General features: G+C 44.6%; 17 protein-coding genes and 1 tRNA gene. 16 read left to right on the plus strand and 2 right to left on the minus strand.

The features are described from left to right. Nucleotides 1-72: 72 nt before the first annotated feature. A tRNA-Met gene (locus tag VB073_RS06565) sits at nucleotides 73-146 on the minus strand. Between the two features lie 165 nt (nucleotides 147-311). Between VB073_RS06565 and VB073_RS06570 the strand changes: the two genes are divergently transcribed. From VB073_RS06570 to tdh, 16 genes are all read left to right on the plus strand, one after another. Next, nucleotides 312-1,655 carry a sigma-54 dependent transcriptional regulator gene (locus tag VB073_RS06570; RefSeq protein WP_323403357.1) on the plus strand — a complete coding sequence of 448 codons (1,344 nt, stop codon included), beginning with the start codon at nucleotides 312-314 and terminating at the stop codon, nucleotides 1,653-1,655. Nucleotides 1,656-1,965: 310 nt separating this feature from the next. Further along, a complete protein-coding gene (kdpF, locus tag VB073_RS17430; RefSeq protein ID WP_416349512.1) occupies nucleotides 1,966-2,043 on the plus strand; it encodes a K(+)-transporting ATPase subunit F in 78 nt (25 codons plus the stop codon). Nucleotides 2,044-2,046: 3 nt separating this feature from the next. Beyond that, on the plus strand, nucleotides 2,047-3,738 hold the full coding sequence (gene kdpA / locus VB073_RS06575) for a potassium-transporting ATPase subunit KdpA (protein WP_323403358.1): 1,692 nt from the start codon (nucleotides 2,047-2,049) through the stop codon (nucleotides 3,736-3,738). Between the two features lie 19 nt (nucleotides 3,739-3,757). Next, entirely contained in the window at nucleotides 3,758-5,797 is a 2,040-nt protein-coding gene (gene kdpB, locus VB073_RS06580) for a potassium-transporting ATPase subunit KdpB (protein ID WP_323403359.1), read from the plus strand. A gap of 11 nt (nucleotides 5,798-5,808) precedes the next feature. Then, nucleotides 5,809-6,459 (plus strand): potassium-transporting ATPase subunit C, encoded by a 651-nt coding sequence (locus VB073_RS06585; protein ID WP_323403360.1) that lies wholly within the window; start codon nucleotides 5,809-5,811, stop codon nucleotides 6,457-6,459. A gap of 81 nt (nucleotides 6,460-6,540) precedes the next feature. Next, nucleotides 6,541-7,671: a sensor protein KdpD gene (locus tag VB073_RS06590; protein WP_416349510.1), complete on the plus strand. Its 1,131-nt coding sequence runs from the start codon at nucleotides 6,541-6,543 to the stop codon at nucleotides 7,669-7,671. Nucleotides 7,672-7,680: 9 nt separating this feature from the next. Continuing rightward, nucleotides 7,681-9,414 carry a sensor histidine kinase gene (locus VB073_RS06595; RefSeq protein WP_323403361.1) on the plus strand — a complete coding sequence of 578 codons (1,734 nt, stop codon included), beginning with the start codon at nucleotides 7,681-7,683 and terminating at the stop codon, nucleotides 9,412-9,414. 215 nt (nucleotides 9,415-9,629) lie between these two features. After that, nucleotides 9,630-12,056, plus strand: a complete 2,427-nt coding sequence (locus tag VB073_RS06600; RefSeq protein WP_323403362.1) for an endonuclease MutS2 — start codon at nucleotides 9,630-9,632, stop codon at nucleotides 12,054-12,056. Between the two features lie 93 nt (nucleotides 12,057-12,149). Continuing rightward, complete coding sequence (locus VB073_RS06605) at nucleotides 12,150-13,541, plus strand: MFS transporter (RefSeq protein WP_323403363.1); 1,392 nt, start codon at nucleotides 12,150-12,152, stop codon at nucleotides 13,539-13,541. 72 nt (nucleotides 13,542-13,613) lie between these two features. After that, nucleotides 13,614-15,599, plus strand: coding sequence for a glucosamine-6-phosphate deaminase (locus VB073_RS06610; RefSeq protein WP_323403364.1), 1,986 nt, complete (start codon nucleotides 13,614-13,616; stop codon nucleotides 15,597-15,599). A gap of 159 nt (nucleotides 15,600-15,758) precedes the next feature. Then, nucleotides 15,759-16,148 (plus strand): START-like domain-containing protein, encoded by a 390-nt coding sequence (locus VB073_RS06615; protein ID WP_323403365.1) that lies wholly within the window; start codon nucleotides 15,759-15,761, stop codon nucleotides 16,146-16,148. 290 nt (nucleotides 16,149-16,438) lie between these two features. Next, nucleotides 16,439-18,394, plus strand: coding sequence for an LptF/LptG family permease (locus VB073_RS06620; protein WP_323403366.1), 1,956 nt, complete (start codon nucleotides 16,439-16,441; stop codon nucleotides 18,392-18,394). 17 nt (nucleotides 18,395-18,411) lie between these two features. Then, the gene (locus VB073_RS06625; protein ID WP_323403367.1) at nucleotides 18,412-19,632 is read left to right on the plus strand and encodes a bifunctional 3,4-dihydroxy-2-butanone-4-phosphate synthase/GTP cyclohydrolase II; all 1,221 of its coding nucleotides are present in this window, start codon (nucleotides 18,412-18,414) and stop codon (nucleotides 19,630-19,632) included. A 26-nt stretch (nucleotides 19,633-19,658) separates the two neighbouring features. Next, nucleotides 19,659-20,930 (plus strand): DNA recombination protein RmuC, encoded by a 1,272-nt coding sequence (locus VB073_RS06630; RefSeq protein WP_323403368.1) that lies wholly within the window; start codon nucleotides 19,659-19,661, stop codon nucleotides 20,928-20,930. 28 nt (nucleotides 20,931-20,958) lie between these two features. Continuing rightward, the gene (gene kbl / locus VB073_RS06635) at nucleotides 20,959-22,146 is read left to right on the plus strand and encodes a glycine C-acetyltransferase (protein ID WP_323403369.1); all 1,188 of its coding nucleotides are present in this window, start codon (nucleotides 20,959-20,961) and stop codon (nucleotides 22,144-22,146) included. Nucleotides 22,147-22,251: 105 nt separating this feature from the next. Then, the gene (gene tdh / locus VB073_RS06640) at nucleotides 22,252-23,277 is read left to right on the plus strand and encodes an L-threonine 3-dehydrogenase (RefSeq protein ID WP_323403370.1); all 1,026 of its coding nucleotides are present in this window, start codon (nucleotides 22,252-22,254) and stop codon (nucleotides 23,275-23,277) included. Nucleotides 23,278-23,291: 14 nt separating this feature from the next. Here the strand turns inward: tdh and VB073_RS06645 are convergent, their stop codons facing one another. Continuing rightward, entirely contained in the window at nucleotides 23,292-24,119 is an 828-nt protein-coding gene (locus tag VB073_RS06645; RefSeq protein WP_323403371.1) for a DUF4230 domain-containing protein, read from the minus strand. Between the last annotated feature and the right edge of the window lie 134 nt (nucleotides 24,120-24,253).

Raw genomic sequence — 24,253 nt, forward strand, 5'->3', positions numbered from 1 at the left:
TACTCTTTTGATAAAAGAAAAAAGGGCGGCTAAGAATCTCTCAACCACCTTAATTATTAATATTTCATATTGTAGCGAGAGGGGGGCATGATCCCCCGACCTCATGATTATGAATCATGCGCTCTAACCAACTGAGCTATCTCGCCAACAAAAAATGAGAATAATCTTCCCGAATTTGAGGTGCAAAAGTAGTACAACTTTTTGAATTTTGCAACAACATGATCGAAAAATCATTTTTAGATGTAAATTTGTGTTGTAGAAAAAATTCGCATCTATTTTTAAATAAATAGTCAACTATTGACGAACCGGCGATGAATAATATTCTTATTGTTGACGATGAAGTTAAACTCCGGACACTTTTGTCGCGGATACTCACGGTGGAGAATTTCCAGGTAGTGCAGGCGGATAACTGCAAATCGGCGCTGCGTGCCCTTGAACAGACTCCGGAAATTGACGTGGTGCTGTGTGATGTGAAGATGCCCGACGGCAATGGTGTGGATCTTACCAGGCTGATTAAAGAAAAGTATCCCCATATAGAAGTCATTTTGCTCACGGCCTATGGCAATATTCCCGATGGTGTGCAGGCGATGAAAAACGGTGCTTTCGATTATATCATCAAGGGAGATGATAACAATAAGATTATTCCTTTACTGCACCAGGCCATTGAAAAGGTAGATAAAAACCGGAAAAAATCGATAACGAAGAAGTTTTTAAAAGCGGGTGGAGCAGATTCTGTCATCGGGAAATCGAAGGTGATCAGGCAGAGTCTCTTGTGGGCGGAAAAGGTTGCCGGCACATCCACCTCCGTTTTGCTTACTGGGGAAACCGGGACGGGCAAAGAGGTTTTCGCCAAGGCTATCCATAGTATGAGTGATCGTGCCGGGAAGAGTTTTGTCGCCCTCAACTGTGCCGCATTCAGTAAGGAACTCCTCGAGGGAGAGTTGTTCGGTCACCGGGTCGGAGCATTTACCGGAGCGTCCAAAGACCAGAAAGGATTGATGGAGGAAGCCGATCACGGAACCTTGTTTCTCGATGAGATCGGAGAAATGCCGTTGGAGCTCCAGCCTAAGATACTACGTGCATTGGAAGCCGGTGAATTTATCAAGATCGGTGAGACCAAACCGACCAAAGTGGATATCCGTATTATTGCGGCGACTAACCGCGACCTGCAACAGGAGATCAGGGAAGGCAATTTCCGCGAAGACCTCTATTACCGTATTTCTGTTTTTCAGATTCAACTCTCTCCCTTGAGAGAACGCAGGGAGGATATTCCCTTGTTTATAGATTATTTCTTGTCAAAATCTTCCGGAGGGAGAGAAATCTCTGTCTCTGATCAGGCGCTAAAAGCACTGGTTGATTATTCATGGCCGGGAAATATACGCGAATTACGCAATGTGATTGAACGAAGCGTTATCTTAATGGATTCGGATATGCTGCAGTTGGAGGATCTCCCTTTTGAAATCCAGCAATATACCTCTTCTTCATCGCCAACACCGTTGTCCACCCCGGGATTCTCGATAGCATCCGTCGAAAAATCACATATCCAGAAAGTATTGCGCCATGTCGGCGGCAATAAAGCGGAAGCGGCCCGATTGCTCGGCATTGGCATCGCCACCCTTTACCGCAAGATCGAAGAATATAAACTCAAAGAATAGTTGAGAGGATGGTGATAACCCGATTTTTGGGATGTCCGTGATCATATTTTTGAGAAGAACGGTTTACTATGCCTGTCTCATTTTGAGAAGGAACCTATCATTTTGATAGGTTTTTTTATTGCCCTCATGTGCGGCATCTATTTCATTGTATTGATAATCTAAACGATATACCGGAACCCCCTTCATGGCATGCCATTCGCTTATAATCTGCAAACATTTAAATATAAAAAAATGCAGACTATTTTATTCACTTTGGCAGGCTTGACTTATCCCACGTTACCTCATGCGGCCGCTTATTTTTTGAAATGATATGATACTGTTATTATTCATCGGCATAGGGCTTTTTATTTATATGTGCTATGTGCTTTTCAACCCCGAAAAATTTTAAGCAATGGATACAGATGTGTTAGGTCCGTTAACGACATTTTTATTGTCGTTGCTCATAGGGATACCTTTGGGCAAATATCTGGCAAAGGTATATGCGAACGAGAAGACGTTACTCGACGCAGTAATGAGTCCCGTGGAAAGAATGCTCTTCCGGTTGGGTGGGGTTGACGCCGGTAGGGAACAGCACTGGAAGGAGCAAATAAGGATTATGCTTGTCATCAACCTTGTCTGGTTTGCATTGGGAATTTTCATTTTGACCAACCAGAGCTGGCTACCGCTCAACCCCGATAACAACCCTGATCAATCGCTCTCGCTGTCGTTCAACACCGCGATTTCTTTTGTGGTGAATGCAAATTTGCAGCACTATGCAGGCGAGACAGGTGTAAGTTATCTCGGACAGATTTATCTGATATTCCTTCAATTTGTTTCTGCGGCTACCGGAATGGCTGCCGCCGCGACACTGTTCCATGCATTGCGACAGGGGAGCCACCATACCCAGGGGAATTACTATGCCTTCCTGGTGAAGTCGGTAACGCGCGTACTTTTTCCCATCTCGGTAATGGTCGGGATTATCCTGTTATTCAGCGGAACGCCGATGACATTCGAAGGAAAACAATTGATGACCACTTTGCAAGGCGATACGGTATCGGTGTCTACAGGGCCCGTAGCCGCCTTTGTGCCGATCAAGCACCTGGGGACCAATGGTGGGGGATTTTTCGGCGCCAACTCTGCGCATCCCTTTGAAAATACTACTTACCTGACGAATATGCTCCAATTGGTTTCACAAACGATCATTCCTTTCGCGATGGTTTTTGCACTTGGTTTCTTCCTGAAGAAGAAAAAACTGAGCCTGATGATCTGGGGCGTGATGACCGTAGGATTTCTGCTGTTGGTTATGCCCACAATCGTGACGGAAATAGGGGGTAATCCCCATGTTGAAGCGATGGGAGCGGATGTATCACAAGGGAATATGGAAGGAAAGGAAGTCCGCTTCGGTTCTGCGACGTCCGCCTATTGGAGTATCGCTACCACGGCCATTTCCACGGGTTCGGTGAACTCCATGCACGGGAGTTATATGCCGCTAAGCATGATGAATATGCTTTTGGCAATGATGACCAACAGCTTTTATGGAGGAGTAGGAGTGGGGATACTGAATTTCTTTGTCTTTATTATCCTGGCGGTCTTTATCAGCGGGTTGATGGTCGGCAGGACACCTGAATTTTTAGGGAAAAAGGTGGAAGCAAAGGAAATAAAGATTGCGATGATCGTCGCACTGATTCATCCGCTCCTTATCCTGACAGGTACGGCGCTTTCGGTGGGGATGCCGACCTTGGCGTCAAATGGATTGGATACGTCGGGGTTCCATGGGTTCAGCGAGATACTCTATGAATTTACCTCCGCCTCGTCCAATAATGGTAGCGGGTTGGAAGGACTGGCCGATAATACGCCGTGGTGGAATTTGAGTACCGGATTGGTGTTGCTGCTCTCAAGATTTATCCCCATTATCGGCTCGGTAGCTATTGCCGGATGCCTGAGTGCGAAGAAACATATCCCGGACAGTGTGGGAACGCTCAAAACAGACAATCCCACCTTCGGGATATTGGTCTTTGCTGTTATCTTCATCGTGACTGCCTTGTCATTCTTTCCTGCGCTTTCATTAGGCCCTATCGCCGAATATTTTACAATAATCCATTAATTTTTTATTCCATACAAAAATGACAAAAAGAGAAAACATATCAGATAAGCTCTTTGAACCGCTCTTAGTAAAGCAGGCTCTCAGGGAGTCGTTTATAAAACTCCGGCCCAAATATATGTTTCGTAATCCCGTGATATTTTGTGTATGGGTGGGTACTGTCGTCATGGCCGTTGTATGCATCTGGATTGCTATCATGCCACAAACAGCAGGGCAAGGCTGCCTCGGATATAACCTGTGGATCACTTTCTTCCTGTTGGCGACCCTGTTGTTCGCCAATTTTGCGGAGGCCATCGCCGAAACACGGGGAAAAGCACAAGCTAATATATTACGCAGGACAAGGGAAGAGACACCCGCCAAAAAGATCTCCGGGAACGGGAAATATACAGTGGTGACATCATCAGAACTCCGGAAAAATGACATATTCATCTGCGAGGCGGACGATACCATTCCTGCGGACGGAGAGATCATAGAAGGGATGGCGACGATTGACGAAAGCGCCATCACCGGTGAAAGTGCGCCCGTCATCCGGGAGGCCGGGGGCGACAGAAGTTCGGTAATCGGAGGAACCAGGGTCTTGTCCGATTCCATCAAGGTAAAAGTGACGACACAACCGGGTGAGAGTTTTCTGGATAAGATGATCGCACTTGTGGAAGGTGCCGCCCGCCAGAAAACCCCCAATGAGATATCGTTGACTATTCTTCTGGCAGGCTTTACGCTGGTATTTATCATCGTAGTCATTACCCTGAAGCCTTTCAGCGATTTTGCCCGGACGCCGGTTAGTATTGTCGCCTTGGTTTCGCTTTTTGTATGTCTTATCCCCACTACCATCGGTGGGTTGCTGAGTGCTATCGGCATTGCGGGGATGGACAGGGCACTGCGTGCCAATGTAATTGCCAAAAGCGGGAAAGCGGTAGAGACAGCGGGTGATATCGATGTGCTGTTGCTTGATAAGACTGGCACAATCACCATCGGTAACCGCAGAGCGACTCATTTTATTCCCGCCCCCGGCATAGCAAAAGAAGAGTTCATCTATACGGCCGTACTCAGTTCCCTCTCCGACACTACGCCCGAAGGTAGGTCCATCATCGAACTGGCAAATGTCAATAAAGACGATTTCAATCTGGAGGACGCTACTTTTATTCCCTTCTCTGCCGAAACCCGCCTGTCGGGTATCGATTATCAGGGTCAATGTATCCGGAAAGGCGCTGCAGACTCCATTGAAAAAATAGTGGAAGATGCCGGCAATATTTTCCCTTTAGCCGTGGTCGGTGAAGTATCCGAAATTTCAGGCAAAGGAGGTACCCCGTTGGTCGTGGCGCTAAATGAACAGGTGATGGGTATCATCGAACTTCAGGATATCATCAAGCCGGGTATAAGGGAGCGTTTCGAGCGGCTTCGCAAGATGGGTATAAAGACGGTCATGGTGACCGGTGATAATCCGTTGACGGCAAGGCATATCGCATACAAGTCCGGAGTGGACGATTATATCGCCGAAGCCAAACCCGAAGATAAGATGCTGTATATCCGTCAGGAACAGTTGAACGGTCATCTTGTCGCGATGATGGGGGACGGTACCAATGATGCCCCGGCATTGGCGCAGGCAGATGTGGGCGTGGCAATGAATAGCGGTACGCAGGCTGCCAAAGAGGCCGGCAACATGGTCGATTTGGATAATGACCCCACCAAACTGATCGAGGTGGTGGAAATCGGCAAGCAGCTTTTGATGACCCGCGGTACGCTGACCACCTTTAGCATCGCCAATGACATCGCCAAATATTTTGCGCTGATCCCCGCACTGTTTATCACGGCCATTCCCGCGATGCACGGGTTGAATATCATGCAGTTGCATTCCCCGCAGAGTGCGGTATTGTCGGCTGTGATCTTCAACGCCCTTATCATCCCGATGCTTATCCCACTGGCATTGCGTGGTGTGGCTTATAAGCCTGTCGGAGCCAGCGCCCTGTTGCGCAGAAACCTGCTTATTTACGGACTGGGAGGAGTTCTCCTGCCTTTTATAGGTATCAAAATGATAGACTTGTTCGTGTCGTTATTTATGTAAAAATCATCACAATGAAAAAATATCTTTTTCCATCACTACGGCTAACGGGAGTCTTGCTCCTCTTGTGTGCCGTAATTTATCCCCTGTTGATGCTGGGTGTGGCGCAGCTATCGCCCAATCACGGGAAAGGTAAACTGATTATCGATAAAAACGGAAATGCCTATTTTGAAAATATAGGACAGAAATTCGATAAAGACATTTACTTCCATAGCCGTCCGTCGGCCGTGGATTACAATGCGGCAGGCAGCGGGGGGAGCAATAAGGGTCCAAATGATCCGGAATATTTGAGTGACGTACAAGCCCGTGTCGCTGATTTCAGGGCAAGAAATCCGCATGCCCCTGTTCCGGCCGGTGAGTTTAAGGCCAAGGGTCGGAAAGCGTTTACTTCTAGTATAACTAAGGCGAATAGTAGGAAAGCACCCACTTCTGTTTCTCCGGTTGTTGAGGTTCCGGTGGATATGGTAACGGCGAGCGGTAGCGGTCTCGATCCTCATATTTCAGTGGAGGCGGCATTGGCACAGTCCGGTCGTGTGGCTGCGGCGAGACGGCTTGACTTGGAAACCGTGCACGATCTTGTAAATCAGTATACCGAAAAAAATCCGTTCGGGCCGGAGAAAGTCAATGTCCTGAAAATTAACATCGCATTGGATAATTTATTTTGATAATTTGGGACAAATCTTTCAATTAGGTGATACTTTTGTGAAATCTAGCGACTAAAGTAGAGACCTTTAGATGTTTTTTCAATGCAACAGGAGATAAACGATAAGCAGGGGCCGCAATATTTTCTCGATCTGATTAAAAAGTCACGTCGCGGAAGGTTTAAGATCTATATCGGTATGATTGCGGGCGTAGGCAAGACATACCGTATGCTGAACGAGGCGCACTCGCTTTTACGCAATGGGATAGATGTGCGTATAGGATTTATCGAAACACACGGCAGGGAAGAGACTGAGTCGATGCTGGCAGGCATCCCTGAGATACCGCGAAACAAGATATTCTACAAGGGGAAAGAACTGGAGGAAATGGACCTCGACGCCATTATCCTTAAACATCCCGAAGTGGTGCTGGTGGATGAATTGGCGCATGCCAACGTGGAGGGGAGCAAGAACAGGAAAAGGTGGCAGGATGTGATGGATATCCTCGATGCGGGCATCAACGTGATATCGGCGGTCAATATCCAGCATTTTGAAAGTCTGAACGAGTCTGTCATGGAAATTACGGGGATTGAAGTGTCGGAGCGGATTCCCGATAGTGTATTGAAACTGGCGGACGAGGTTGTCAATATCGACCTTCCGGCGGATGAACTGATCACCCGTCTGAAAGAGGGGAAGATTTACAAAGCAGAGAAGATCCAGACGGCACTCAATAATTTCTTCAAAAGTGAACATATCCTGCAACTTCGGGAACTGGCCCTCAATGAAGTGGCTTCAGCCGTAAAAAGGCAGGTCGAAAACGAGATCACCAAAGGCGGTATGCGCCAGGAACGGTTCCTGGCCTGCATCAGTTCCAGCGAAAAGACAGCAAGGACCGTCATCAGAAAAACCGCACGACTAGCAAAATACTATCAGAGTAAATGGTTTGCGTTGTATATTGAAACGCCTCGCGAGCGGTTCGACAAGATTGCATTGGATAAACAGCGTTTTCTGATGAATAATCTCCAGTTGGCGACGGAACTGGGTGGTGAAATCATTAAGATTAAAGCCGATAATATCTCCGATGCGATCGTACAACAAGCGGAAGAGCATAAGATAACCACCATTTGTATCGGCAAACCCCATTTGACGCTCATCCATATAATTACTTCACACAACGTGTTCAATAATTTAATTAAGAAGTTGAATAACACCAAGATAGATTTAATCATCTTAAACTGATTGAATGATATGCGTATCAAAACAAAACTTTTTACAGGGATCGGTTCGTTGTTCCTATTGATCGTTTTCTTGTCGGTACTGGCCGGATATAACATCTCCCAATTATCGGACGATTCCAGCAATATTTTGTCGAACAACTACAGTTCAGTGAAGTATGCCATAGAGATGCTGGCAGCATTGAACGGGGATATGGATGACTCTTCCGTACTTCGAACTTTTGAACATAATCTGGAATTGCAACAGCAAAATATAACGGAAATCGGTGAGAAGAACTCCACCCACGCCTTGATCGAGGACTATAACAGGTTTAAGGAGGACACTTCCGACTCGACCTATTATTCCGCGCTGAGGGAGGACTTGCTGCATATTATCAGTCTGAATATGGAAACCATTCAAAAGAGAAGCAACATTGCCGGAGGTACTGCCGACAATGCCATCAAATGGATCACTGCCGGAAGTATCCTCTGCCTGATAATGGCATTGTCGTTGCTGCTGTTTATGCCGAGGAATATTGCCAATCCTATTCATGAATTCACCGAGAGCATACAAAACATTGCCGCCAGGAACTACTCCGAAAGGGTCATTCTCCGACGGAATGACGAGTTTCAAACCATGGCAGTCGCTTTCAATACCATGGCGGAGAAATTGCAGGAATACAACAGTAGTAACCTTGAGAGAGTGCTGGCGGAGAAAAAACGTATTGAAGCGTTGGTGGACAATATCCAGGAGCCGGTCATCGGGTTGGATGAGAACTCCAATATCCTGTTTATGAATAATAAAGCGCTGCAGATTACCAATCTTCAGAAGGAGGAAGTGATCGGGAAACCCGCGCAGGAGATCGCTGCAAAAAACGATTTGATGCAGACGCTTATAAGGGATCTTTCTGTGACAAAACCATCCTCCGTCCCGTTGAAAATATACTTCGACAATAAGGAAAGTTACTTCCAGAAAGAGATCATGCCAATGAATATCGTGCCGACGGGTGAGACATCGGCGCAACATATCGGCAGCGTTATTTTCCTAAAAAACATTACTTCATTGAAAGAGTTGGATTCTGCCAAGACCAATTTGATGGCAACGGTTTCCCACGAACTGAAAACCCCCATTTCATCCATAAAGATGAGTACCCAACTGCTGGAAAACAAGAAAATAGGGAGTCTCAACACAGAACAATCGCAACTGATAGAGAGTATCAATGAAGATCTGGAGCGATTATTGAACATCGTCGGCGAATTGCTGAATATGACGCAAATCGAGACCGGAAATATCCAGCTTTCCATCATTCCTGCCAATCCCCGGGAAATCCTGGATTATGCCGTCAGCGCCACAAAAGTACAAGCGGAACAAAAATCGATTCATTTCTCCACAATCTACTCCGAACAAGTTCCGCCTGTACTTGCCGACCGGGAAAAAACAGCATGGGTGCTTATCAATCTGATTACGAATGCCATCCGGTATTCGCATGAAGGATCGACGATCTATCTGACTGTTTCTACGAAAGGGGATAGGGTGCTTTTTTCTGTCAGGGATACCGGGCAGGGAATTCTTCCCGAATACCGGGAAAAAATATTTGAACGCTATTTTAAAGTTCCGGGTAGCAATAAATCGGGAACCGGCCTTGGCTTATCCATCAGCAAGGAATTTATAGAAGCCCAAGGCGGAAAGATATCCCTGAGAAGCGAATACGGAGAGGGAAGTGAGTTCACGGTCTCGCTCAATAAAAGTGAGGAGAGATTTATATAATCGTAGTAACATGGGTTATCTTTATCCAAAGTGGTAAAAATCGGTTTAAAATTGTAATTTTGCAGGCTTAAAGGTATTTCACACAATTATTTTTTAATTCGATGTGGGGGATCTTTCTAAAAATCCTGACTCTTGAACAGTCTTGGCTTTTGAGTCTAAAAGTCTTGGTTCTTGAATCTTGATTCTTTTTAAACTGATTGATAACAGCGATCTATATGATCTATCCCGATAATTTCGAACAAAAAATAGAATTTCAGAAAGTACGGCAACTCCTTTCGGAACGATGCCTAAGTTCTCTTGGCAGGGAAAAGGTAGATGAGATGCATTTTTCTACTTCCCACGAAGAGATTGTATCTCTTCTTTCCCAGACAGAAGAATTTGTGCGTATCAGAGAAGAGGAGGATTCATTTCCCGCCGATCACTTTTATGATATGCGCCCTACACTGAAACGTATCAGGGTGGAAGGGGCGTGGATCGATCAAAGTGCGCTGTTTGAACTACGTCGCTCGCTTCATACCATCAATGGGATCGTGGCGTTTTTGCATCGCGATAAAGAGAAAACACCAAAATATCCCTATCTGCTCGCATTGGCGGGGGATGTACTTACTTTTCCTGAAATCACCAAAAGGATAGATACTATCCTGGATGGATTTGGACAGATAAGAGACCATGCATCGCCCCGCCTGTCGGAGATACGCCGTGAACTCATTTCTACCGTAAATGGTATCTCTAAAAGTCTGAATGCCATCCTCCGAAGAGCGCAGGCCGAAGGATTTGTGGATAAAGATGTGTCGCCGAGTATGCGAGACGGCAGACTGGTGATTCCTGTGAATCCTTCCCATAAGCGGAAGATCAAAGGAATCGTGCATGATGAGTCGGCTTCCGGCAAAACGGTATTTATCGAACCGTCGGAGGTGGTAGAGGCCAATAATCGAATCCGTGAACTGGAGGCGGATGAACGGCGCGAAATCATCAAGATATTGACCGATTTCACCAATTATCTAAGGCCTTTTCTACCCGATTTGCTGGAATCGTATGAGTTTTTGGCGAAAATCGATTTTATACAGGCGAAAGCAGTTTTTTCCACTCTGATAGGAGGTATCAAACCTACAATCGAAAACAAACCGGAATTCGATTGGGTAGCAGCAGTGCATCCTCTGCTTTTTCTGGCTTTAAAGAAACAACACCGGAAAATCGTTCCGCTCGATATTACCCTGGAAGGGGATAACAGGATTCTGGTTATATCCGGTCCCAATGCCGGTGGAAAATCAGTCTGCCTGAAAACAGTAGGCTTATTACAGTATATGGTGCAATGCGGATTGCTGATCCCTCTGAAAGAGAATTCAAGGGTAGGTATGTTTAACGATATTTTTATTGATATAGGTGATGAGCAGTCGATAGAAAACGATTTGTCGACCTATAGTTCCCATCTGCTGAACATGAAGTTTTTCGAGAAGCATTGTAACGGTAAATCACTGTTGTTGATCGATGAATTTGGGAGCGGAACCGAACCCACGATAGGAGCTGCTATTGCTGAAGCGCTGTTGAACAGATTTAACCGTCAACAATCGTACGGTGTAATTACTACCCATTATCAAAATCTGAAACATTTTGCCAATGAGAATAAAGGGGTAGTGAATGGAGCCATGCTTTACGACCGACACGAGATGCAACCTCTCTTTCGTCTTGCTATCGGTAATCCGGGCAGTTCGTTTGCCGTTGAGATCGCACGCAAGACAGGCCTTCCGGAAGAGGTGATTGCAGGTGCCTCCCAGATCGTGGGCAAGGATTATATTGATATGGATAAATATCTGCAAGATATATCACGCGATAAACGGTATTGGGAAAGAAAGCGGGATGAGATACGCCGTGAGCGGAAACACCTGGAAGAGGTCACCTCAAAGTATGAGGCCGATCTGGAGGCGATCAATAAGCAAAAGAAGGAGATTCTTGCGCAGGCACGTGAGCAAGCGGAGCGGTTGTTGGCAGAAAGCAATGCCCGTATTGAAAATACAATCCGTGAGATTCGCGAAGCCAAGGCCGATAAAGAGAAAACCAAACAGATACGGCAATCACTTCAGGATTTTAAAGATAAACTGGAACCGGTAGATAGTCCTGAACACAGGAAGCAAAAAAAACAAAAACCGAAACATTCGGTTGGTGAAGATAAGGGGCTGAAGCAAATAAAACCTTTTGTAGCGGGTGATACGGTACGCCTGACAGGTCAAAACTTACCGGGTGAGATTTTGGAGATTTCAGGAAAGAAAGCTGTTGTCGCATTCGGAATGATCAAATCCACAGTCGAACTTGATAAACTGGAACGCGTGAGTAACAATCAATTAAAAAAGGAGAAGAAGTCCTCCAACACACGTGACTTGCTGCATGAAAGAAGGCTCACTTTCAAACAGGATATCGATGTTCGTGGGATGCGTGGCGACGAGGCGTTGCAGGCAGTAATGTACTTCGTGGATGATGCCATTCAGCTGGGAATGTCGAGAGTGCGTATTCTTCATGGTACAGGTACCGGAGCATTACGGCAAATTATCAGGGGATATCTGGGTAGTGTGAACGGTGTCGCTCATTTTCAGGATGAGCATGTGCAGTTTGGTGGTACGGGAATTACTGTGGTTGATCTGGAGTAAAATCATATTTACCCCATTCGATTTTCAGATTATTTTTTATCTTTGTCGATAATTTTATATTTATCCTAATTTTTTAAAAATAAATACTTTCTGATGGTAAGATTCTCCAAACCCTTTTGGGTAGCCAATTTTGTAGAACTTCTCGAGCGTTTGGCATACTATGCCGTTTTCATAGTTATAACACTTTATTTGTCCAATGTATGGGGCTTTTCCGATATTGAAGCCGGTGTTATTGCCGGTCTGTTTTCGGCTTTGCTCTATCTCTTGCCTGTGTTTGCCGGTGCCATATCCGATAAGATTGGGTTTCGTTCGGCGATCATTCTTGCATTTGCATTATTGACAGTAGGGTACGCCGGACTGGGAATTTTGCCCACCATGCTTGAAAATGCAGGGTTGGTTAAATATGACATGACTACTACTTACACGGGTTTGAATGAGAGTTATCTGAGATGGTCGATTATCGCACCACTGATATTAGTGGTACTCGGAGGGTCATTCATTAAATCGGTGATATCGGGTACTGTCGCGCGTGAAACTACTCCGGAGAACCGTGCTCGCGGTTATTCCATATTTTATATGATGGTAAATATCGGTGCTTTTACAGGAAAAACGGTTGTAGACCCGTTAAGGAGAACCATGGGTGACCAGGGATTGGTTTACCTGAATTATTTTTCGGCAGCCATGACGCTCTTAGCCCTGATTGCTGTTTACCTCTTTTATAAATCGGCAAAGACAGAGGGGAAAGGGAAAAGTTTTGCAGAATTGGGAAATTCATTGGTAAAGGTGATGCTTAACGGCCGTTTGATGCTACTCATATTGATAGTGAGTGGTTTCTGGGTGATACAAAGCCAAATGTATGCTACGATGCCTAAATATGTGATCCGCCTGATCGGAGAGGGCGCATCTCCCGGATGGTATGCCAATGTAAATCCATTGATAGTTTTTGTATGCGTTAACTTTGTCACCTCAATTATGAAAAAAAGGAGTGCTATTTCCTCTATGATGATAGGAATGTTTATTATTCCATTATCTGCGCTGGTGATGTCATTTGGGACACAGGTGGGAGCAGCAAATATTTTGGGATTGCATCCCGTAGCATTCATGATGATTGTGGGGATTGCTATGCAAGCGTTGGCTGAGTGTTTTATATCACCCCGTTATTTAGAGTATTTCTCACTTCAGGCACCCAACGGAGAGGAGGGACTTTACCTGGGATTCAGTCATCTACACTCTTTCTTTTCGTTCCTACTTGCTTTCGGATTGTCGGGATTTCTTTTGGATAAGTACTGCCCTGATCCGCGATTGTTCACTAATGAGGCGGGGGTATTAGACTCGGTTGCTTATGCTGTAGCTACACAAAACGCCCACTATATCTGGTATGTGTTTGTCGGTATCGGAACTATCTCCGCAGTAGCACTAGTTATCTACGCACGTATTACACGTAAGATAGATATCAAGAAAGAACAAGCAGGTAACGCTATTTGAGAACTTGTCCCCTTTTGGGATGTTATAATATAATAAGTACATAATTATCTTTTTTTTAAATAGTAAGGAGATATGAGATTAGATCTGAGTTCACACATTACCTTTGAAAGGGTTCCTAAAAAGTATTACAGGCCGGTAAACGATTTCGAGGAATACAATCTATCGCGTTTCGAGAAATTACCGGTTGCCATTTTTGAAGAGTCGGGCAGAGCGGCAAAAAAAGTAGCGAAGGATATTATCGCTGAAATGAAAGCAAAACAGCAGGAGAGAAAATTCTTTATACTGGGAATCAGTGGTGGAAATTCTCCCATACCGGTTTATGAGGAATTGGTACGGTTACATAAGGAAGAAGGTGTTAGCTTCAGCAACATGGTCGTTTTCAATACCTATGAATTCTATCCGGTTCATGATTTCACTTATAGTAATCTGCAAACGCTGAAAGAGAGTTTTCTGGATCAGATTGATATAGATCCAAGAAATATTTTTTCCCCTGATGCCACTGTAGAGAAAGATCTGATCGCTGAAAATTGCGAGGCTTTCGAGCAGAATTTAAAGAAAATGGGGGGCCTCGATTACTTGTTGTTAGGATTAGGCAGTAAGGGAAATGTAGGCTTCAATATGCCCGGTAGCAGCCTTCACTCACAAACCCGTCTGGTAATGCTTGATGGTGATTCCCGAAAAGATATCGCCCGCAACTTCGGATCACTCGATAAAGTGCCGGTAAGTGCTATCACTATGGGATTATCCGACATGATGGACGCAAAAAAAATATCACTTGTAGCCTGGAGTGAACAAAAGGCGGAAAGCGTCAAAGATGTGGTGGAAGGAGCAGTAACAGATATGATGCCCGGTTCCATGCTGCAGACACATCCTGAAGCTAAAGTCTTTGTGGATCTGGCAGCTGCCTCCGAATTGACACGTATCAGTCGTCCCTGGTTAGTGACCAATTGCGAATGGACCAGCAAACTGATCCGTCGTGCTATCGTCTGGCTTTGTGGAGTGGTAGACAAACCTATTCTGAAGTTGACAAACAAAGACTATAGCGATAACGGATTAAGTGAACTGATTACGTTATATGGTTCTGCATACAATGTGAATATTAAGATATTCAACGACCTGCAACACACTATTACCGGTTGGCCTGGCGGTAAACCCGATGCCGATGATACCTATCGTCCCGAGAGGGCAAAACCCTATCCCAAAAGGGTGATTATTTTCAGTCCGCACCCCGATGACGATGTAATCTCCATGGGAGGTACATTTCAAAGACTAGTCAATCAGGGACACGAGGTGCATGTAGCTTACCAGACTTCCGGAAATATAGCCGTGGGCGACGAAGAGGTAATCCGCTATATCTCCGTACTGAATAGCATGCGCAAGAAATTCAATCCCGAAAATACCGGCTTATTGGAAAAATATGAAAGTATCCGTCGTTATCTTTTGCATGAAAAGACGAAAGACGATGTCGATACGCCCGATATCCTTTTCATTAAAGGAAGAATCCGCCGTGAAGAGGCCCGTTCGGCCGACAGGTATGTAGGTCTTCCCGAGGAGAATGTACATTTTCTCGATCTGCCTTTCTACGAAACAGGCAAAATTAAGAAGAACCCTATATCGGAGAAAGATGTCAATATTGTAAAAGACTTCATTGAGACTATCAAACCGCACCAGATTTATGTAGCGGGTGATCTGGCCGACCCGCATGGAACACACAAGGTCTGCCTCGATGCAATTCTGGCCGCTATAGATCTGATGAAAGAAGATGACTGGTACCAGGATTGCCGGGTTTGGATGTATCGTGGTGCCTGGATGGAGTGGGAGATTGATCATATCGAAATGGCGGTACCTCTCTCTCCGGAAGAGTTACGACAAAAGAGAAACGCTATCCTCAGGCATCAGTCGCAGATGGAAAGCGCTCCTTTTCTGGGAGATGATGAACGGTTGTTCTGGCAGCGTTCGGAAGAACGGAACAGGGCTACGGCAGATATGTACTGGAAACTGGGTCTCGCTTCTTACGAAGCAATAGAGGCTTTCGTTGAATATATTCCTGTACAATAATTTCGTTTTAATCAAAGAGTTACCGGCGTTGGAATAGCTGTATGAAGCTTTCTGACACCGGTTTTTATTTTAATTTACTTCTAATATAAAATAAAGAGGTCGATTTGGGTATAAATCCCAAAAAAAATTGTATATTGTGAGCCTGTTTTGAATTGATAGATGTCGAAAGAAAAATTTCATATCGAATTCCTGATGGGAAATGCCACCCAGAGTAGTTTGTGGCGTATGATCAGTCAGATTGACGGGCTTTCGGAATGGTTTGCAGATGAGGTGTCAATGGATGAAACAGAGGCCATTTACACATTCATATGGGGAAAAACCAATAATGAAGTCCAAATTATTAGTAAAAAACCACAATCGAGTATCCGTTACAGATGGCTTGACGAAGAAGATGAAGAACTGTACTTTGAATTTCTGCTACATAAACTGGACTTATCGGGTGCTATGACTCTCGAAATAACCGATTTTGCCGAACCCGACGAAAAAGGAGACGCCATAGCCCTCTGGGAATCCCAAATCGATGAAATGAAAAGAAGACTGGGTATCTGATTTTCTCTTTGTAGGTATCTCTCATCCTTACTATTTAAAAAACCACAATTCGTTTGATTTTATTATCTTTGGATAAGATAGGATGCGCCTCGGAAATCTTTTGAGAGTAAACTCTCACGATTTCTCTCAGCTTTCACTATCTTTGTCATAAAATTAAACAAGTTCAATTACGTTAGATATTTTGAGTCGCCTACGCTCCTCGATTTCTAATTCTCGCTGTGGCAAAGTGCAAACAATTTTGACTTTGTACATTGAGCTGAACGAAAATATTCTTTTTTTGTCCATTTTCAATGAATAGATTTTTCCACATAAAGCGGTTGTACAGTTATATTTTGACGACCTATATTCCGCTTTTTCTGATGACATTTGTCATATGCCTTTTCCTGGTATTGATGCAGTTCCTGTGGAAATATGTGGAGGATATGGTGGGTAAAGGACTTGATTTGACTGTACTCGGAGAGTTGTTCTTCTATGCAGCACTTACTTTCGTGCCTATGGCTTTACCTCTGGCTATCTTGCTGGCTTCCCTGATGATGTTCGGAAACATGGGGGAAAGCCTGGAACTGCTGGCCGTAAAAGCTGCCGGTATTCCCTTGCTGACAGCCATGAAACCACTTATTATCCTGATCCTAAGTGTTTCTGTGGGCGCTTTTTTCTATCAGGATAATGTACTTCCCAAAATACAGGCTAAATATTTCTCGCTTATTATTTCAGTGCGACAGGCTTCGCCGGAACTCGAAATCCCCGAAGGGGTCTTCTATAAAGGAATTCCCAATTATAATATCTATGTAGGTAAAAAAGACCAAAAAACGGGAATGTTGCATAACGTGATGATCTATGATGTGACGGGCGGATTCAATAATATGATGGTGTTCATTTGTGACTCTGCCGAAATGAGTATGACAGAAGATAAAAAAATGCTTATCGTCACCATGCACAAAGGTCAGCAGTTTCAGAACTTTCAACGAGGCAACCCTCGTTCTTCCCGTTACAATGAGGATTTTGTACCTTATGCCCGGGAGAGTTTCAACACGAAAACGATGATGGTTTCATATGACGCTAACTTCAGCCGTATAGGTGAAGAGGTGATCGAAGGAAGTTCCACAAGCAATTATGTGTCTAAAAACTTATCACAGTTAAGTGTTTCTATCGACTCCATGTCTCTGGTGCTCGACAGTGTAAACCTGGTAGACAGGAAACTGATGAGAGATCACTCATACCTCTCTTTCAGAAACGGGTATTCCCCGGAAGAGAGAGATTCTCTGTTCTCTGCCGCAGTTCTCGCGGAAATTGAAGTGCCCGCTCCGGATACCCTGTTACAGTCGAAAGACCTTTATGTCCAGTCGTCTATTCTACAGAGCGCATTCAACAAGGCCGATAACAACAGTAATGAATTTCTTTTCAGATCGCTTAATAAAACTACCACCCAACGTACCATCAACCGGCACTGGATAGAATGGCACCGTAAGTTTACCATTCCTTTCACTTGCCTGTTATTCTTCTTTATCGGTGCTCCGTTAGGCTCCATCGTGCGGAAAGGGGGATTAGGAACCCCTATCGTTATATCCGTCATTTTGTTTATTATCTATTATATCCTTGATAATGTAGGTACTAAAATGACCCGTGACGCTGTATGGGAACATTGGTTCGGTATGTGGTTCAGTTCGTTTATTTTGTTGCCTATAGGAGTCTTCCTGACCTATAAGGCAATCAATGATTCGGTGATCATGAATGCCGATACCTACGTCAATTTCTTCAAAAGGCTTTTTTTCATTCGTGACAAGAGAAAATATCCGGTGAAGAACGTGATCATTGAAAAACCTGATTATGAAGAAATATCTCAATCACTGTCTGATCTGTCACAGAGGATTGATCTGTTTCTTGATCGATATGCCAGTTTATCTTATAAAGATTACTGGATGAATACTAATTATAATAAGGATTTACGGTCACTCAGAAGTTCATTGGAGATAATACTCAATAGCCTGTCCAATTCCCGCAAATTGGAGGTATTGTCAAAAGCGGAAGAGTTTCCCGTTATATTCAACGTAATAAGGATTTTCGATCCGGGTACTATTCCGGCTAAAATCTGTATGTATCTTTTCCCCATAGGGATCATTTTCCGGCTTTTATCTATTCCTCTTGAGAGGGTTATCTCGAAAGATCTGAAGATTATTCAACAATTGAATGGGGAGTTGATAGCTGTCATGCATGGGATAGAACCGGAGGTAGTAGCTTTAGCATAAAACAATTCACAATACAAATGCAAGAAATAATTCAATTGAATACAATAGATGAAGCCATTGAAGAAATTCGAAAAGGTAATTTCATCATAGTTGTCGACGATGAGGATCGGGAAAATGAAGGAGATCTGATTATTGCGGCAGAACACATCACTCCCGAAAAGATCAATTTTCTGGAAACACATGCACGTGGACTGATTTGTGCCCCCATCACAAAAGAAAGAGCCGAAGAGTTGGATCTGCCGATGATGGTGTCACATAATACATCAATACATTCTACCCCGTTCACTGTTTCCATTGACCTACTTACGCACGGATGTACTACCGGAATATCGGCTTACGACAGGGCACAAACTATCCTTGCGTTGACCCGCAAAGAGACGGCACCTGAAGATTTCGGCCGTCCGGGACATATCTTCCCACTTCGTGCACAGACCAAAGGCGTATTGCGTCGTGCAGGACATACTGAGGCAACCATCGACTTTGCCCGACTGGCAGGACTCTATCCTGCCGGAGCCCTCGCTGAAATCAAGAATGAAGACGGTTCCATGGCACGACTGCCGGAACTGATGGAGATGTCCCGGAAATTCAACCTGAAGATCGTTTCCGTAGCAGACCTGATAAAATACAGACTCCGTACTGAATCGTTGATCGAAAGGGGGGAATCGGTACAGTTACCTACGGAATATGGCCTGTTCACAATGGTGCCGTTCCTTCAAAAAGCTACCGGACAGGAACATGTAGCCCTCATCAAAGGAGAGTGGCAAGACGATGAACCGGTGCTGGTGCGTGTACACTCCTCCTGTATGACAGGCGATATTTTCGGGTCGATGCGCTGTGAATGTGGAGAACAGCTCCACAAAGCATTGCAGCTCATTGAAAAGGAAGGAAAAGGAATACTAGTCTATTTGAATCAGGAGGGACGTGGAATCGGGTTGATGGCAAAAGCGGCAGCCTATAAGTTACAGGAGCAGGGGCTTGATACCGTAGATGCCAATCTTCACCTCGGTTATCAGGCAGATGAACGGGATTACGGGGTAGGAGCACAGATACTCCGCAGCCTGGAAGTAAGGAAGATGAGACTCATGACCAATAACCCTACTAAACGGGTCGGACTGGAATCCTATGGACTGGAGGTGGTAGAGAATGTGCCGCTCGAAATTTCTCCCAACCAGTACAACCATTTTTATATGGAGACCAAGAAAAAAAGAATGGGACACGTGCTAAGGAGTATAAAATAGATGTGATGATTTAATGATGTGATGATGTGAATATTTTTTATCTTTCCATTGGTTTTTTGGCGGGGGGAGTACTGGCGTGGATTACCGCCTTGTTGCTGACCAGGTCGAAAACGGTTCCCAAAAACGAATTTGATGCGTTGACCGAAAGATACAATGCATTGAATATCGAACTAGCTCTGTCGAAGGAGAGGATTATCGCCGAAAGAAAATTGTTACTTGAAAAGCTGGAAAATCAAAAGACGGAGATGCTTGAATTACGAAAACAGTTCAACCTTGAGTTCGAGAATATCGCATCTAAAATACTGGATGAAAAATCAGAGAAATTCACCCATCTCAACAGGGATAATCTGGAGGCTATATTAAAGCCTTTTGGTGAGAATATCGAATCGTTCCGAAAGAAAGTGGAAGAGGTATATATCAACGAGTCGAAAGAGCGTTTCTCGCTCGGACAGGAGTTGAAAAACCTGCGGGAACTGAACGACCGGCTCAGTACTGAGGCCAATAATCTGACCAGGGCTTTGAAGGGGAATTCAAAGACACAGGGGGACTGGGGAGAAATGATCCTGGAAAATATCCTTGAAAGATCGGGTTTGGTGGAAGGCCGTGAATATTTTGTGCAGGAATCGCTCAGAGATACAGACGGCAACGCTTTTATCGGTGAGAGTGGTTCCAGAATGAGGCCTGATGTGATTATCTCCTATCCCGACAACCGGAAAGTGATTATCGACTCGAAAGTATCACTCACAGCTTATGCCAATTATGTAGATGCCGACGATCTGACTGAGCAAAAAAAATATATAGACGAGCACCTACGATCAGTGCGGAGACATATTGATGAATTGAGCCGGAAAAGCTATCAGGATTATACCGAAACACTCGATTTCGTGATGTTGTTTATTCCCAACGAACCGGCCTACAGTCTGGCATTACAATATGATGAGAGCCTGTGGCAGTATGCATACGATAAAAAAATACTGTTTATCAGTCCGACTAATCTGATTGCCGCCTTGAAACTGATTGTAGATCTGTGGAAGCGAGAATACCAGAACCGGAATGCGATAGACATTGCCGAACGAGGAGCGGCGCTATACGATAAATTTGTCAATTTTGTGGATTCACTTACCGATATAGAGATTCATCTTGGTAGAGCCCGGAAAAGCTATGAAAATGCTTATAGCCAACTAAAGACGGGTAGGGGAAACCTGATCGGACAGGCCGAGAAACTGCGAGAACTGGGGGTGAGAGCAAAAAAATCACTGCCCCAGTCGCTGCTCGATGAGGTCACGGTTGAAGAGTAATCAGAGATTCAATTAAAAAAGAAAAGATATGTACGGAAAAATGCAACAACACCTGCAAAACGAACTGAAATCGATTGAGGAGGCAGGTCTTTACAAAAAGGAAAGAATCATTGTTTCGCCACAAAAAGCTGAAATTAAAGTACAAACAGGACAGCAAGTGTTGAACTTCTGTGCCAACAACTATCTCGGATTGTCCGATCATCCGCGACTGATCGATGCAGCAAAACGGGCGCTCGATGAACGGGGGTACGGTATGTCTTCGGTTCGTTTTATCTGTGGAACCCAGGATTACCACAAGGAACTGGAAGCAACCATCAGCCGCTTCTTCAAAACCGAAGACACCATCCTTTATGCAGCCTGTTTTGATGCCAATGGTGGCCTTTTCGAGCCATTATTCTCCAATGAAGATGCCATCATTTCAGATGTACTGAACCATGCGTCCATTATTGATGGAGTACGCCTCTGCAAGGCTCAACGCTATCGTTACGCCAATGCCGATATGACCGATCTGGAAGAAAAATTGAAAGAGGCACAAGCCCAACGCTTTCGTATTATTGTCACTGACGGTGTTTTCTCTATGGATGGCAACGTAGCACCTCTCGATAAGATTATGGAGTTGGCGGTGAAATACGATGCATTGGTGATGGTTGACGAAAGCCATTCAGCAGGAGTGGTGGGACAAACCGGAAAAGGAGTGAGCGAATTATACAATGTGATGGGCAAAGTGGATGTGATCACCGGAACACTGGGTAAAGCCTTTGGTGGTGCTATCGGTGGTTTTACAACTGGCCGCAAGGAGATCATCGACATGCTGCGTCAACGGTCACGCCCCTACCTCTTCTCCAACTCTATTCCTCCCATGGTAGCTGCATCAGGTGTAGAAGCATTCAATCTGTTGCAGGAATCCAATCAATTGCAGGATAAACTGCACGAAAATGTGGCTTATTTTGTGGCGAAGATGAAAGATGCGAATTTCGATATCAAACCTACTCAATCGGCCATCTGCGCCGTAATGCTCTACGATGCCAAGCTGTCGCAGGATTTTGCGGCCGAACTGCTTGATGAAGGTATTTACGTGACCGGTTTTTACTACCCGGTAGTACCGAAAGGCGAAGCACGTATCCGTGTACAACTTTCAGCCGGCCACGAACGTGCACACCTCGACAAGGCAATTGCAGCCTTTATCAAAGTAGGGAAAAAACTGAAAATAATTTGATAATGATATGATGGTGTGATAATTAGTTGATTGAATGTTTTGCTGGATAATCAGCGCTCAATTTTCACTTTTAATTTTTCACTCTTCACTTTTAATTTAAACAATATGAAAGCATTGGTAAAATTACGTCCTGAAAAAGGTCTTTGGATGGAAGATGTCCCCGTTCCATCAATCGGTGTGAACGATGTACTGATCAAAATTAAAAAGACATCCATATGTGGTACAGACCTCCATATTTATAAGTGGGACGACTGGTCCCAGAAAACCATCAAGACACCTATGACCATCGGACATGAATATGTCGGTGAGATCGTGGATATGGGTAGTGGGGTGGAGAATCTGAAAGTGGGTGACCGGGTGACCGGCGAGGGGCATATTGCCTGCGGACATTGCCGTAACTGCCGCCGTGGAAAACTTCACGTCTGTGAGAATACTATCGGCGTGGGAGTAAACCGCGACGGTGCTTTTGCCGAATACCTATCCCTTCCTGCCGCCAACGTGGTGAAACTCGATCCGCGGATACCCGATGAGATTGCTTCTATCATGGACCCTTTCGGTAATGCCACACATACCGCCCTCTCTTTCCCGTTGATCGCCGAAGATGTACTGATTACTGGTGCGGGATTGATTGGCAGCATGGCTACGGCTATTTGCCGTTTTGCCGGTGCCCGTTATATTGTGGTGAGCGACCTGAGTGAATACAGGCTGGAGATTGCCCGGAAGATGGGCGCTACGCTTACAGTAAATATCTCAAAGGGAGAAACGGTCGCACAGGCGAAAGAGAAACTGGGAATGCGCGGTTTCGATGTGGGGCTGGAGATGTCCGGTTCATCCGCCGGATTCCGGGAAATGATTGCCAATATGTACAACGGATCCAAAATCTCGCTGTTGGGCATTCTTCCTAACAACACAATGGTTGACTGGAATGATATCATCTTTAAGGCGCTTACCTTGAAGGGTATCTATGGCCGGGAGATGTGGGAGACATGGTACCAGATGGAACAGATGATCATCTCCGGATTGGATTTAAACCCCATCATTACTCATCGTTTCGGCGTTGATGATTTCCAGAAAGGATTTGATGTGATGGAAGAAGGTAACTGTGGTAAGGTAATTCTTAACTGGGAATAATTATCGTTTCCATTTCAGGATTTGAGGAACCTGACAGCTTTATCAAACTTGTCAAACGCCTTATCAAACAGATTTATCTGCTTTAACAGAGGGAGCTCTTTTTCAGGGCTCCCTTCTTTTTCTCCTTCCGATTCAGGGAGCACCTTGTAATCTTCAATCAGATTGATATTTTTTATAGCCCATTGATTGGCAACTGTCACTTCTTCTAACAATAGTTTCATCTGGTCAGCCGCAATTTTCATCAAACCACTTTGTAATGCAGCTTTTTTCACCTGTTCCTTGGCCAGACTCTGAATCTGCTGCAGATCTTTTCGCCCTATCACATTGAATAGATCATCCTCGAAATAATAGTAGTTAAAGTCGCAATCCACAGATAGGATTTCCGGTTTGGGGAATTCGATCAGACGGATCTCTTTCTTCTCCTCATCTATTTCCCAAAAGCATCTCTCTATGTCGTAACCTATCAATACCTGCGCCCTCACAATAACCAATGCCTTTTTTGTAGAAGGGATGAATTTCAACAACTTTTTTGTGTTCTCATAGTTATATATTTCGTTGAGTTGTCCTTCGGCCACTACTATCTTGAAAACCCGTTTTATACCCTCGACAATGGTATGGGAAGAGGTGACAGTAGCCGATTGTGCTTTGCGTATATTCCAGAGTTGGAACAGAAGCCAGGCAGTGACGATACCGATAAGCAGACCAAAGATTAGTATACCCAATATGTTTCCGGTTCCGGCGTAAGTGGGTTTGAAGAATGTCCGGTAAAGAAATCCTGCAATCAATAACAAAAGAATAGCTGCAGTTACTATGCCGATTCTCTTTATGATCTTTTTTGTCATAATTAAAATATTTGTGATAGAACGCAAAAATAAGGATAAAGTTTTGATCGATGTGGATTATGGAGTCGAAATAGACAAAAATATAATATGTCGAAAATTATAATTACTTTTGTCCCTTTAAAAAATTATTACAG

It is taken from the genome of Proteiniphilum sp. (assembly GCF_034927365.1).
Lineage (GTDB): Bacteria > Bacteroidota > Bacteroidia > Bacteroidales > Dysgonomonadaceae > Proteiniphilum.